The sequence below is a fragment of the Faecalicoccus pleomorphus DSM 20574 genome (assembly GCF_000420345.1).
Classification (GTDB): domain Bacteria; phylum Bacillota_I; class Bacilli_A; order Erysipelotrichales; family Erysipelotrichaceae; genus Faecalicoccus; species Faecalicoccus pleomorphus.
In genome coordinates, this window is record NZ_ATUT01000015.1 from 18,589 (window position 1) to 31,814 (window position 13,226).

A 13,226-nucleotide genomic window follows, 5' to 3' on the forward strand; every position below is an offset into this window, starting at 1 on the left:
TTCTCTTAACCCCACGTTACTACTTCTTCTTCATCTTTTTCTTTTTCCTTGAAACTATCATAAGGTGTCAGCCAACCGGAATCCGCCGGCTCATTTGTTCCTTCCAGAATCGTACCGCATTCTTTCATAAAATCTGTTTCTGAAAGCTTCGGTCCTACCTTATTTGTCTTGGTAAAAGAAGGTTTTTTATTGATCTGCATCAACATGCTTTTGGTAACCATATAGTTGGCATCGTGCTTTTTTCCGGTAAAGTAAGCCACTTCATTCAAAAGAACCTGACAAAATTGTTTGACCATACCCATATCGATATTACTGCGGAAAATAATAAATGCAATACGATTATTAGTAATTTTTAATGCTTGTGAAAACGTAAATTTATTTACAATATTTGTCAAACATTCTTCCTGAATTTTTTCAATATAAGGTAGATAGTCTGGATCGTTTCGCATCAACTCTTCATCTTTTATGATCTCAAAATACAAAGTTGGATGCACACTGCAATGTTTAAAGATAGCTCCCCGTAAATCGGTTACATATAAAACCGGATATGTCTTATCACTCATTGTCAAAACCTCACATTTTTAAAAATCACTACGCATATTATAAACGCTAATGCAAACTTTAGCATCTATAATATGAGTAAAAGGATGTGAACATCAGCTCACACCCTTTTAAGATCAAGAATATACCAATGTTTTTTTATTCAGGCATTTCTACGTTGATGCCTTCTTCAGCTAACTGATCTACAACACCCTGTGTTGCATCCCAAGCCTGCTGACCAGTCTTTTCAGCTGGAGCTGGAGCTGGATATTCATACCACTGAATCAATGGATTGTATCCACCGTTGATTCCAGCACCGTTTTCATCGATAGCCTGAGAGTTACCTGTCCAGATACCTAATGCTGTACCGGCAATACCGCAAACTAAGATCAAAACGATACATTTGATTGGAGTCCAACCTTTTTTGATCAATGCATACAAACCGCAAGTGATCAATAAAGGAATCAGTTTAGGCATAATTCCATCTAACAAAGACTGTACGTTGATTGCAGGATCAGCAATGGCAATACGTAAAGAAGTAGAACCATAGTTGGCAATCAAAGCACCTACAGTGAAGATACCTAAAATGCTGGCAGCACGTGTAAATTCTTTAGCGTTAGAAGTTAACATTCCAACAGCAGAAGTACCTAAGTTGTAAGACCAGTGCATTAAGAAATAACGAATGGCAAACTGTACAGCGTTAAATACAACCAAGAAAATTACAGCACCTAAGATAGAAGCTTGTTCCAAAGCCAAGTTAGCAGTGATACCACCAACGATTGGAACTAATGTCAACCAGAACAAGGCATCACCGATACCACCTAAAGGTCCGGCAGCTGAAATACGTACGGAACGAATGGTAGCTGTATCAACTTTGTTCTGTTCCAAAGACAATACGATACCCATAACAAATGTTACTAAGAATGGGTGTGTATTCAGGAAGTCCAGGTTATGAGCCATTGAAGCTTTTAAGTCTTCTTTGTTTGTATGGATCTTTTTCAGACCTGGTAAAATACCCCATAACCATCCACAAGCTTGCATACGTTCATAGTTGAAGGAAGCCTGTAAGAAGCAAGACATCCATACCATTTTATTCAAGGTTTTCTTATCCAGCTTTGGAGCCGGAGTCAGATCTTGATATCTTTCAGGAATATTATATGCCATCAGTAAAACCTCCTGCATTTGATCCAGCGTTTTCTTTGATTCTTGTGTTCATCTGGTAATCATACAATGCGATAGCTAAACCAACCATTGCACACATTAACAATGTAGCACCTGACATTCCCGGTACGGCAGCACAGATGTTTGCCATAACGAAACCAGCCAGTAAGAATCCCCACATTTCGCCGGACATCATAACCTTCATCAGGATAGCGAATCCGACAAACTTCATAGCACCACCGGCAGCATCCAAACCAGCCATCAACCAAGACCACTGGAAGGAGAATGAACGCAAGCTGTCACCTAAAGCAGCAGCTCCCATAACACCGGCAACGGCCAATACACCAAACAGAATACCTAAGATAGCCATTTCTGTGTAGTTGATCATTGCGATACCTTTTGTATCGGCTTCTTCAGCACACTTGTCAGCTTTAGCCATCAGACCAGACATGATCGTAAATGTCAAAGTAACAGCATACTGTCCAAATACAGCAAATGGGATAGCCAAACCGACAGCCAACCCAACACCGTCAGCTGTAGGTTCAAGACCCATTGAAATAGCAAATGCAGCAGTCATGATCGTACCCATGATTGCGTTCGGAGGCTGAGCTCCACCGATAGGCATACTACCAATCTGAACCAACTGGTAAGCACCACCAACAACAACACCAAGTTCGAAGTTTCCAAGGATAGCTCCCATGATCGGACCTAAAACAACTGGCTGATACAAGGATTCCAAGAAACTAAACTGGTCGATACCCATAATGAAAGCTACAACGAAGATCATTATAGCCTGAATTACAGAAATCTCCATTATGTTCTCCTTTCAAATTAACTTTTACTTGAATAACTTATCCAATTTTTCAACTGCAGTGTCCGGTACACGCTGAATTTCTAATTCAACACCCAGCTCCTGCAATTTTTTAAAGCAGGCAACGTCGTCATCGTTTACGGCTACAGAAGTCGCAACCTGACGTTTACCTTCTGCCATGTGCATGTTTCCAATATTTACTTTCTTAATTGGAACACCACCTTCCACAAGCTTTAATACATCCTGTGGATTTTCGCAGATGATAAAGATCTTCTGAGCAGGGCTTGCTTTTCCGATAATGTCGATCGTCTTCTGGATAGTGAAGAAACGAGTCTGTGCATAAGCCGGAGCAGCCATGTTCATCAATCCCTGACGGAATTCATCACCTGCAACTGCGTCATTGGCAACTAACAGTAAGTTGGCTCCTAAAACACCAGACCACTGTGTTGCGACCTGACCATGAATCAAACGATTGTCGATTCGAGTTAATAAAATGTTTGGCATATTCTCTCTCCTTTCATGATAGCGCTTTCTTTCCACGAAAATCTATCTGTAATTATTATAGTATCATCGCACTGTTTTTCCTTTACACATTTTATTTATAAGTTTATACTTTTTATTAAAGAAATGTAATTTGTAATTAAAAGCCATAAACATTAACTCTTTTACAGAGAAAATATCACAAATTATCTTTAATTAACGGAAAGGTTGTTAAATCTATGTTAAAACGAACTACAAATTATCTCTTTCAAACGTTTGGAAGTGTCTTCTATGACATGAAATCTGCCATTCAATATGAATCTACAGTTTCTAATTCGCTTTATTTATCCAATAAGGAATTTGATTCCTATTACTATTCCAATGCACCGGTCTATATTGCCTGTGAAAAAGGAATCGTACTGTTAGTAGTCAGTAAAGATGGGGTTCAATACGATGAATTTGTCATTCATCGCGTGATTCGTTTACAACCGGGAATCTATTTTAACTTTGTTTCCATTTCCAATGACAGCAAAGTACAAATTGCTTATGCTCCATCGGGTTTAAACCAAAAGAAGATGAAAGAGCCTTTTATCTATCAACGCATGGTTTCTAAAATCAATTTAAAAGAAATTTTAACTTGTTTTTATCAAGTACGTAAATCCAACTATGTCTTCCCCGGTGAAAGCCACGATTATTATGAACTCACTTATATTGATCATGGAAAACTGGATATGACATTGGATGGTAAGGAATATCATCTAAACAAGTATGATTTGATCATTTATTACCCAGGGCAGTTCCATACTCAAAGTACCGATGATGAAAGCACCTGCTCCTATTTGACCATCATGTTTGATATGGAAACAAAGATGGATATTTCTTTGATGAATCGTGTCTTTAAGACAAGAAAAGATATTTATAATGTTCTTTCTGCTTTTATGAAAGCTATTCAATCAAAAGATTATTTAAGTGAGGAAATGGCACTGGCATATTTAAAAGAAGTCTTGATCCTTCTCTATCAGTTTGACACGAAAACCGATGAAGAATCCAACGTCAACCCAATGCAGGAGCATTACGAAAACACCTTGTTGAATGAAATCTTAGTTTTCATCCACAACAATATCTTTACCGCTTTTACAGTGGAAGATCTCTGTCAGAAATTTTCGATTTCCAGAAGCAGCCTGCAAAGCTTATTTCGAACCAATATTCATATTACGCCAAAACATTATATTTCAAACTTAAAGCTTAATCAGGCAAAGCTTTTGATTCAGGAACATAAATATACGATTTCCGAAATATCCGATATGTTAGGCTTTACTTCGATTCATTACTTCTCTCGAAAGTTTAAACTTCAATATGGATTATCGCCTACCGACTATGCGAAATCGATCAACCAATAAAAAAGGTGCGTACCTCAATAAGAAGTACGCATTTCTTTTGATTAAATTCCGTCTGTAGGTTCAACTTGTTCCACTGGTTTATAGACAAAGCGCATTACTTGTTCTTTTCCTACATTCACAGCGGATTCTGCCAGATCTTTTACACTTTCCGCAAAAGTACGTGTTAAGTTGATTTCCACCAACATACCTAAGTTGGTTCCGGCAATGACTTCTACATTCTGACGTGGATATCCGATTTCCACAGCCGTTTTAAAAGGAGAACCCCCGGCAAGATCACTCAATACGATGATTTCTTCGCATTCTTTTAATGAATCCATGGCATCTGTCAATTTTTTAGCTAAATCTTCTGTAGAATCTGTTTCTTCAAAATCTACTGCCGCATAATTTTTTGGTTCCCCGGCGATCAGCTTCAGACTGCTTGTCAATCCGGAAGCAAAATGGCCGTGTCCTGTTACGATTAAACCGATCACTCTATTTTCCTCCTATTTTGCCGTATATTTATAAATTGTTACACCCTGTACAACACGGTTTACTTCTCCGGTTGGACATGGATTATCTGGTGTACATCCCATTGAGATGGATTTAAACAATCCTAAGATCTGTGCTGCCAGGATATAGTCCAAGCCTAAGAAGATATTATCTTTATCCGCATTCAAATCAAAGTTAACGTAAGTATCTACCAATTCACGAATTTCTGGATATTCATGAGCCGCTACCGCCAAGATACGGTTTTTCTTTCTCTGTCCGCTCATTTCTTTGATCAAATCATATTCATATTGTCTTTGATAAGCATCATCGGATACATAGACAACAGTCAACGCTTCATCGTTGATAACTGATTTTGGTCCATGACGGAATCCTAACGGACTATCAAAGAAAGTCGCAACCTGTCCGGCTGTCAATTCACATGTCTTTAACTGGCTTTCCTGTGCTACGCCTTTTAAGCAGTTGGCACCTAAATAAATCAAACGACGATAATCAAAATCGTTAACCAGATCCACTAAGGTTTGATAACCTTCATCCAGGAATTTCTGTCCCTGTTCAATAACTGTCTGCATTTCGTTTTCCATTTCATCCAGAGCATCCAGACGGAAGCATAATACGCTTGCCAAATACATATTGGAGAAACTGGAAGTCATCGCAAAGCTTTGATCATGTGTTTCCGGTGTTAAATTGATGCAGTAGGCATTATCCATTTCTTTTGCCATTTTTGATAAGGCCCCATTTTCATTACAAGTGATGAACAAATGAGATACATTTTCTTTGCAGACTTCTTCAGCCATCTGTACACTTCCCACACTTTCCGGAGAATTTCCAGAACGTGCAAAGTTGATCAACAACGTTTTCTTATCTCTTGATAAATAGTTTTCCGGTGTTTCTACAATATCAGTCGATGCATAGCTGCTGGCATGGAAATCCGTATAACGATTCACATAAGAATATACGGCATTTCCAACATATTCACTGGTTCCGGCACCGGTAAAGATGATTTCTACATCTCCCCCAATCAATACTGGTTCCAAGAAACTCTTCAATGCTTCTTTTTCATTTTTGATCTGTGCAATTGTTTTTGCCCAAGTTGCAGGCTGCTGGTAGATTTCCTGTGCTGTATAAATTCCTGTCAGTTCTTCCCAAGCATTTTTCTCTTTTCCAAACATCGTTTAGCCTCCTCTTGTCTGATTGTTTTATCTGCTTTTATTATAAACTAATTTTTAACTTTTTAAACAGGAGCAAATCATTATGATTAAAATGTACAAATTTGTTGTATTTTTTTATCTGTACTCTTATCATAGATCCATATGCTTTTGTATGCCTTATTTTCAAATGATATAATATTTACACTCACTATCTATTTCATTACACAGTTTTAAAGGGAGAATCACATGATAGACATACAAGATAAAAGCTACATTCCTTCATTTGATGAATTAGCTGAATATATTCAAAATCCTTTGTTTTTAGATTTTTGTTCAGATATCAAATCAAAGTTTTGCACAAAGGAACAATTCAATTTTAATTCCTGTAGTTGGGAATACGGCTGGAATGTGAAATTTAAGAAAGCCGGAAAAAATCTTTGTACCCTTTATCCCAGAGAAGGGTATTTCACTGTACTAATTGTTATTGGGAAGAAACAGAAAGAAGCCGTTGAAGCCATTTTATCAGAGTGTTCTAATACTTTAAAAGAGATTTACTATCAAACAAAAGAAGGAAACGGCCAAAAATGGTTAATGATTGATTTGGAAGATAAAGATAGAATTTATAACGATGTTTTTCATCTGATCGATATACGAAAAAACAATCTGTAACAAGACTCCGTATTATTGATATAACTTTTATCACAGCTACTTTTTGAAAAATACTTTACACCTTATAAATCTTTTATCTGGTTTTCTTAACTCATTTAGTAAAGTTGTGCCCGTTCGTTTATACCTGTAATTTGGATTACCCGCTACATAAATCCTATATTTTATAATTGTTTTCACCTTTATTTTCTCTTATAATTACCAAAGGAAAGAGAGCGTGTATCATGGCAAAAAAATCAAATATCAAACAAGAAATAGCGCCTCCTGTCGGCTTTAATCTATATCAGGACAAAAAGAACCGAACCATTTATAAACATCCTTTTTATCATAATGCGGTCTATATTCCTGTTTATGACTATAAGACCTTTGAATTGTATCGCAAGAGATATATTCTGATTCTATCTGTATTTGTGGTCTTATTTACCATGTTTACCCAGTGGTTTCAGATTCCCTGGTGGGCAAGCATAGGGATCACTTTGCTTCTATGGTTCTTCTTAGAATTTAAATTCTTCACGTTTTTAAAGAAACAACAGCCTGTTAAGCATTTTGATCCGGAAAGCTATGAAAGCTATTCCGATAATTTTGCGAAGCAGGGAACAAAACGAATCCTTACAAAAACGATCTTATATTTATTAGTCGGTATTCTGATCGTTTATAACACGTATTACTCACAATACGATTCCATGTATGTCATTGCCTCATGGATCGTTCTGGGGCTCTGTGTTCTTTATGCGTTATTTCAGATGGTCATGTTGATAAAAGTCACAAAACGCGCAAAAGCGAGAAATTAAATCTCGCTTTCTTTTTATTTATAGAGCTTCAAAAGAGTAACCAGTCGTAAAGGTTTCCTGCGGCTTCAACAACATTGTGCCTTCTCTTTGATAGAAATCATCATGTCCGGGTTCAAAATCGGCATGGCCGTACCATGGTTCGATACAGATAAAATCTGATGTTTTTGGATGTGTCCAGATCGCAAGATAAGGAAACTGTTCAAAATCAAAGCGAAGACGTGGTTCTTTCTTCCAACAAACTGTCAAATACTTGGACTGTAAATCTTGATAAATGATCGTTGCTGCTTCTTCAATATCTTGACGGCTGCATTTCCATTCTTTAAAAGTGACATCTTTTAACGAATACGGTGTTTGCCCGCTTGGATCCATCACAAATTGCTTGGCATGTTCTTCTTTTTCAAACACAAAAGCATAATCTTCAAACGCTTCGCCTTCGACTTGTGGAATACGAAAAGCCGGATGCAGGCCAAAGGTAAATGGCATGATTTCGTTTCCTGTATTTGTGATCGTATAATCAATATATAATTTTTTACCTTCCAGACGATACTTCATCTCATAATGAAAATCAAAAGGATATTGTTTCCGCGTTTCTTCATTGGAATCATAGGTGAAGACGATAGCATCTTTTTCCTGCTTTCCGACAAGATCGGCATAGCGAATCAAACCATGGTTTTTCATCGCATATGTTTGTCCGTTGATCTTATAGTCTTTTGTCCATGTATTTCCTACGATGGGAAATAATGTCGGATTTAATCCGGACCAGCCTTGATCTCCCTGATACATGATTTCCACTTGACGATCTTTATCCAAGAAATGTTGAATCTGTCCGGCTCTTTCTATACATTCCACTCTACATTGTTCATTTTCTAATACGTATGCCATATCGCTCGCCTCCTATATTCTATGACTTTCTTTTAGAAACTGATAAATTCCATCTTCACTGACATCCCCAATCACAAGATCAGCCACCTTTTTTAAATTCGGATGTCCGTTCTGCATACAGATACCTAAATCTGCCTGTCGTATCATTTCTATATCATTTTGTCCGTCGCCAAAACAGATCAGCGTATCTAAATCAAATCTTTCTTTACACCATTGGATGGCTTCGATTTTATCAACATGATTGGCTCGTATCTCCATCGCATGATCAAAATGCACAATGCCGCAATCTTTCAATAAAGGCCGCAGCTTCTTTTGATCCTCTGCTTTTATAAAGACAAGTACATTTAATACCTTGTCCTCCTGATATGGTTTATAGAATGGCGCACAAAGATAGAGATCAAAATAAGCACGATGTGCATACAGATTTGGCTTAGTGCCCCAAAGATTTTCTGAACATGTACTATAGCGATAGATTAAATGGTTTTCTTTACAGAACGCATCGATCGCACGCATCGTTTCCGGTAAAAGAAATACACATCGCAAATCGTTTTGATCGGCATCCATGATCCGACTTCCTCCATCCATAATTCGGGCATCAAAAGGAAAATCTCGCATGGCTTGCGGTAAATGATCCAATTCTCTAAGTGTACGACTTGTCGCCAAAAAGACTTTATTTCCCTGCTTTTGTAGTTTTGATAAAGCTTCTATCGTATGGTTGCTGACGGAATGTGTACGATTGGAATACAAGGTTCCGTCCAAATCGAAAAAATATCCAGTTGTCATACATTTATTATAAATAAAAAAATCGAGAATTCACTCGATTTCTAAAAATTCTTTGATTTGATCCAGGCGTTCCAGAGTTTCATCATAGCCTAACTGAAACCACGGACGAAGCTTTTTGGGATCCGTCGTATAACGAGTTACCCCCAAATCCTTATGCGGTCGAAGAACAAGGGCTTTACCTTCCTGTTCCAGGGCATGGATCGTATTCCATTGTTCGTTATATCTTTCATGGCGTTTTTTTAGATCTTCTACGATCTGCTCATCCTTATACAGCCATTTTGCCAGCTTTAACTGATACGAAGGAGCTGGTTTTCGTACATATCCTTCTTCCTTGGTGGAAACAATGATATGTTTTTGATTGCCATGGCGAATACTTTGATGAATACTGATCATATCAATCAAACCGGCATCCATATATTGAATACCGCGAAACATGTAAGGCCGACACAATATCAATAAAGCACAGCTGGCTTTGATCAATGTCTGACTCTGATCGACATAACTTTGATCATAGTATTCCACCTGATGCGTTTCCATATTGTATAAACCGATTTCCATGGTCGTTGTGCTCTCTTTTAAAGCCTTAAAATCTAAAGGCGCCTTACTCTCGATAAAATCGTTTGTGGCTTCAATTCCGAAAATATTTCTTTCTTTTAGAAAAGGACGAAGACCAACAACACCTTTTTGACAAGGTGCTTCAATTCCGGTCACTTCCATACGATACATCTGTCGAGAGGTATAGCTCAACAAAATCTCGCTTCCTGCCGAAATGCCGACACAATAAGGTACATAGATCTTATGTTCCAAAAAGCATTTTAAAGCACCGGCTGAATAGGCGGCTTTCGTGCCTCCTCCTTCGCAGACCAGCCCTGCCTGAATCATTCTTTGTCCCACTTTCTAATGACACCAGAATCAATGGCGGCTTGCTTGACAGCCTTAGCCACGACCGGCACTACTCTTTTATCCAAAGCCGAAACGATGATATGTTCAGGACGCAGTTCCTTTTCATCCACCATAGAAGCAATCGCATAAACCGCTGCCTTTTTCATCGCATCGTTGATCTGTGTTGCCTGGGCATCCAGTGCACCTTTAAAGATGCCCGGAAAGGCTAATACGTTATTGATCTGATTTGGATGATCGCTGCGTCCGGTTCCTACAATATAAGCGCCCGCTGCCTTAGCATCATCCGGTTCAATTTCCGGAATTGGATTGGCCATCGGTAACACAATAGCCTTTTCATTCATACTGGCAATCATCTCTTTAGAAACAATATGGCCGGCACTGACACCAATAAAGACATCCGCGCCTTTTAAAGCCTCACTTAAATCGCCTTTTTTATGTTCCTTGTTCAATCTTGAAAGAAGTGCTTCTTGTCCACTTGTCAGATTCATTCCTTCCACAAGAATACCTTGTCGATCGACTAAAATCACATTGCCAAGCTCTAAATCTAAGATCAATCTTGCGATGGCACATCCGGCACTGCCGGCACCATTGATCACAATGGTCGGATTCTCTTTTTTCACTAAGCGTAAAGCGTTGACCAAAGCCGAACAAACCACAATAGCTGTTCCATGTTGGTCATCATGGAAAACCGGAATATTCATACGCTCCTGTAAGCGTTTCTCAATTTCAAAACAACGAGGGGCCGCGATATCCTCTAAATTGATACCGCCAAAGCTTGGCTCCAAAGCCGCAATGATATTGACCAGTTCATCCGTATTCTGCGTATTTAAACAAAGCGGAACGGCATCTAGCCCACCTAAAGCCTTGAATAAAACGCATTTTCCTTCCATGACCGGCATACCGGCTTCCGGCCCAATATTTCCAAGCCCCAGTACCGCACTTCCATCGCTGATAACCGCAATCGTATGTCCTCTTCCCGTATAGACATAAGATTGACTTTTATCTTTTTCAATTTCCAGACACGGTGCCGCAACACCTGGCGTATAAGCCAAAGAAAGATCATCTCTTGTTTCAATTTTCATCTTGGCAACTGTTTCCAGCTTTCCTTGCCATTCTTTGTGTAATCGTAAAGCTTCTTTTGCGTAATCCATAAACACTCTCCTCTCAAATAGAAAAAACATAGACTACTCTATGCTTTTTGCTCCATGATTTGTTTTATTGAATCTTCATAAGGCGTACCTGCACAATGCTTCAAAGCTGATGTGAAAACCTTTTTCATATTTTCTATATCATTCAAATACGAATATTGAAGTCCTAAAAGATATTCAAAAGTACCAACGACCATCATCTTGTCCTCATCCAAAGCACTTTTTCCATCCCACAGATGATCTATCTTTTCCTGCACTTCTTTGATGTATTTGCTCTCTTTTTTGATCAGAATGCTGTATTGTATCTCCAGATCTTTAGCACGATCCGCATGCAGAGAGCGAACCGCATCCAACATATCCTTTGCCTTTTTAGCACGTCCCTGCTGCAGATAATAGTAAAAACCTCGTTCTCGAACGGCTAATTTCTGATTATCCTTTAAGCGCATGTTCATCATCATATTAAACTGTTCTTCCACATCATCTTTTCGATTTTGTGCAATTAAACCGCTCAACCGCATATTTTCTCTTTCAAAAGCACTCATTCCCATTTTACAAATAAAAGAATCCAAGGTTCGATAAAAAGTCGTATAATCATCTTTTAAAATTTCCTGATTCAATTTATTCCAGGTGATTTTTCGAAAAAGCATCGGTATCAACAACAAACATAAAAATACGGCAATCGCCATGATTACAACAAACATAATTTTCACCCTTACTAATTTTGTCTGTTTACAGAATAAACTAAAAAAGAGTGTTTGTAAACAAAAGGTGATATTTTAGACTCTAAAGCATTAAAAAGTACAAAAAGCCTCAGAACTCTAAGGCTTTTGCTTTTGCATCAATGTTTTTAAAACCTGAACCATGGTTTCCATCTGATTGATACTGCAGAATTCATATCGACCATGATGATTATAAGATCCTGTACCAAAATTCGGGCAAATGCATCCTTTTTCCGTCAACATAGCTCCATCGGTTCCGCCACGTGTTGGTATGGAAACCGGATCAAGACCACAGGCAGCCAAGGCTTCCTTTGCCCTTGTCACAGAACGCATGTCACCATGCATAAATTGTGCCATATTGTAATACTGATCCTGCATTTCCAACTGGAAACGATCGCCATACTTCTGATTCAAAGAATTGATTACATCTTGAACAAACTGCTTTCTGGCCGTAAATTTTTCAAAGTCATGATCACGAATAATATACGCCAGACTGGCACTTTCGCAAGTTCCTTCCATCTCCAACAAATGATAGAAACCCTCTCTGTTTTCTGTATGCGCCGGTGTTTCCTGTTTTGGGAATGCTTCGATCAACTCGTGTGATAAAAGACAAGCATTGATCATTTTATCTTTGGCATAGCCCGGATGGATCGTATTGCCGGTAATCGTGATTTTAGCCTGAGCGGCATTAAAGTTTTCATAATCAATGGCATCAATTCGGCCCCCATCAACGGTATAGGCAAAATCAACCTGGAATTGTTCTAAATCAAAATTCTCTGTTCCCCGTCCTACTTCTTCATCCGGTGTAAAGGCCACGATGATCTTTCCATGTGGCAGATTTTCTTTGATCATTTCATCCACTGCCTGCATGATGATCGCAATACCCGCTTTATCATCGCCACCAAGCAAAGTATTTCCATCGGTCACAATTAAATCATCACCGATACAGTTGGATAAGGCCGGATACTTTTTACAATCCATTTGGTATTGATCGTTTAAAACGATCATGGAACCATCATAGTTTTCAATAATTCGAGGACGAATATCTTTTCCGCTTAATTCGGTAGCCGTATCCATATGCGCACAAAAGCCAAAGGAAGGAAGACGATCATCCGTGGCTTCCAATGTCGCATATACGATCCCATGCGGATCCACCATTACCTTTTGAAATCCCAAAGCCTTGCATTCTTTTTCTAATTCTTTTGCCAGCACCAGCTGTTTTTCTGTACTTGGCGCTGTTGTACTTTCCGGATCGGATTGGGTATCAAACGATACATAATGTAAAAATTTTTCTGTAACACTCAT

General features: G+C 38.5%; 15 protein-coding genes. 3 read left to right on the plus strand and 12 right to left on the minus strand.

All coding sequences use genetic code 11. From position 1 onward, the window contains the following. Positions 1 to 5: 5 nt before the first annotated feature. The 4 genes from G413_RS0107315 to agaB form a co-directional block, all read right to left on the minus strand. A complete protein-coding gene (locus G413_RS0107315) occupies positions 6 to 563 on the minus strand; it encodes a hypothetical protein (protein WP_022790261.1) in 558 nt (185 codons plus the stop codon). A gap of 136 nt (positions 564 to 699) precedes the next feature. Next, on the minus strand, positions 700 to 1,704 hold the full coding sequence (locus G413_RS0107320; protein WP_022790262.1) for a PTS system mannose/fructose/sorbose family transporter subunit IID: 1,005 nt from the start codon (positions 1,702 to 1,704) through the stop codon (positions 700 to 702). Further along, positions 1,694 to 2,515, minus strand: coding sequence for a PTS mannose/fructose/sorbose/N-acetylgalactosamine transporter subunit IIC (locus G413_RS0107325; protein WP_022790263.1), 822 nt, complete (start codon positions 2,513 to 2,515; stop codon positions 1,694 to 1,696). The genes G413_RS0107320 and G413_RS0107325 overlap by 11 nt, the downstream gene beginning before the upstream one ends. Before the next feature lie 24 nt (positions 2,516 to 2,539). Next, positions 2,540 to 3,016, minus strand: coding sequence for a PTS galactosamine transporter subunit IIB (gene agaB, locus G413_RS0107330; protein WP_022790264.1), 477 nt, complete (start codon positions 3,014 to 3,016; stop codon positions 2,540 to 2,542). A gap of 215 nt (positions 3,017 to 3,231) precedes the next feature. Here agaB and G413_RS0107335 point away from each other — a divergent pair, with 215 nt between their 5' ends. Continuing rightward, on the plus strand, positions 3,232 to 4,392 hold the full coding sequence (locus tag G413_RS0107335; protein WP_022790265.1) for an AraC family transcriptional regulator: 1,161 nt from the start codon (positions 3,232 to 3,234) through the stop codon (positions 4,390 to 4,392). A gap of 41 nt (positions 4,393 to 4,433) precedes the next feature. On the opposite strand, the gene agaF is transcribed toward G413_RS0107335, so the two are convergent. Both agaF and G413_RS0107345 read right to left on the minus strand, forming a co-directional pair. Continuing rightward, positions 4,434 to 4,862, minus strand: a complete 429-nt coding sequence (agaF, locus tag G413_RS0107340) for a PTS galactosamine/N-acetylgalactosamine transporter subunit IIA (RefSeq protein WP_022790266.1) — start codon at positions 4,860 to 4,862, stop codon at positions 4,434 to 4,436. 12 nt (positions 4,863 to 4,874) lie between these two features. Continuing rightward, positions 4,875 to 6,050, minus strand: coding sequence for an SIS domain-containing protein (locus G413_RS0107345; RefSeq protein ID WP_022790267.1), 1,176 nt, complete (start codon positions 6,048 to 6,050; stop codon positions 4,875 to 4,877). A 225-nt stretch (positions 6,051 to 6,275) separates the two neighbouring features. On the opposite strand from G413_RS0107345, the gene G413_RS0107350 reads away from it, so the two are divergent. Both G413_RS0107350 and G413_RS0107355 read left to right on the plus strand, forming a co-directional pair. Then, on the plus strand, positions 6,276 to 6,698 hold the full coding sequence (locus G413_RS0107350; RefSeq protein ID WP_022790268.1) for a DUF3788 domain-containing protein: 423 nt from the start codon (positions 6,276 to 6,278) through the stop codon (positions 6,696 to 6,698). 221 nt (positions 6,699 to 6,919) lie between these two features. After that, entirely contained in the window at positions 6,920 to 7,486 is a 567-nt protein-coding gene (locus tag G413_RS0107355) for a hypothetical protein (RefSeq protein ID WP_022790269.1), read from the plus strand. An 18-nt stretch (positions 7,487 to 7,504) separates the two neighbouring features. On the opposite strand, the gene G413_RS0107360 is transcribed toward G413_RS0107355, so the two are convergent. The 6 genes from G413_RS0107360 to pepT form a co-directional block, all read right to left on the minus strand. Next, the gene (locus G413_RS0107360; protein ID WP_022790270.1) at positions 7,505 to 8,368 is read right to left on the minus strand and encodes an aldose epimerase family protein; all 864 of its coding nucleotides are present in this window, start codon (positions 8,366 to 8,368) and stop codon (positions 7,505 to 7,507) included. Positions 8,369 to 8,380: 12 nt separating this feature from the next. Further along, complete coding sequence (locus G413_RS0107365; protein ID WP_022790271.1) at positions 8,381 to 9,151, minus strand: HAD-IIB family hydrolase; 771 nt, start codon at positions 9,149 to 9,151, stop codon at positions 8,381 to 8,383. A gap of 30 nt (positions 9,152 to 9,181) precedes the next feature. After that, the gene (locus tag G413_RS0107370) at positions 9,182 to 10,033 is read right to left on the minus strand and encodes a patatin-like phospholipase family protein (protein WP_022790272.1); all 852 of its coding nucleotides are present in this window, start codon (positions 10,031 to 10,033) and stop codon (positions 9,182 to 9,184) included. After that, complete coding sequence (locus tag G413_RS0107375; RefSeq protein WP_022790273.1) at positions 10,030 to 11,205, minus strand: NAD(P)-dependent malic enzyme; 1,176 nt, start codon at positions 11,203 to 11,205, stop codon at positions 10,030 to 10,032. Before G413_RS0107375 ends, G413_RS0107370 begins: the two co-directional genes overlap by 4 nt. Positions 11,206 to 11,243: 38 nt before the next feature. Then, on the minus strand, positions 11,244 to 11,903 hold the full coding sequence (locus tag G413_RS0107380) for a hypothetical protein (RefSeq protein WP_022790274.1): 660 nt from the start codon (positions 11,901 to 11,903) through the stop codon (positions 11,244 to 11,246). A 117-nt stretch (positions 11,904 to 12,020) separates the two neighbouring features. Beyond that, the gene (pepT, locus tag G413_RS0107385) at positions 12,021 to 13,226 is read right to left on the minus strand and encodes a peptidase T (RefSeq protein ID WP_022790275.1); all 1,206 of its coding nucleotides are present in this window, start codon (positions 13,224 to 13,226) and stop codon (positions 12,021 to 12,023) included.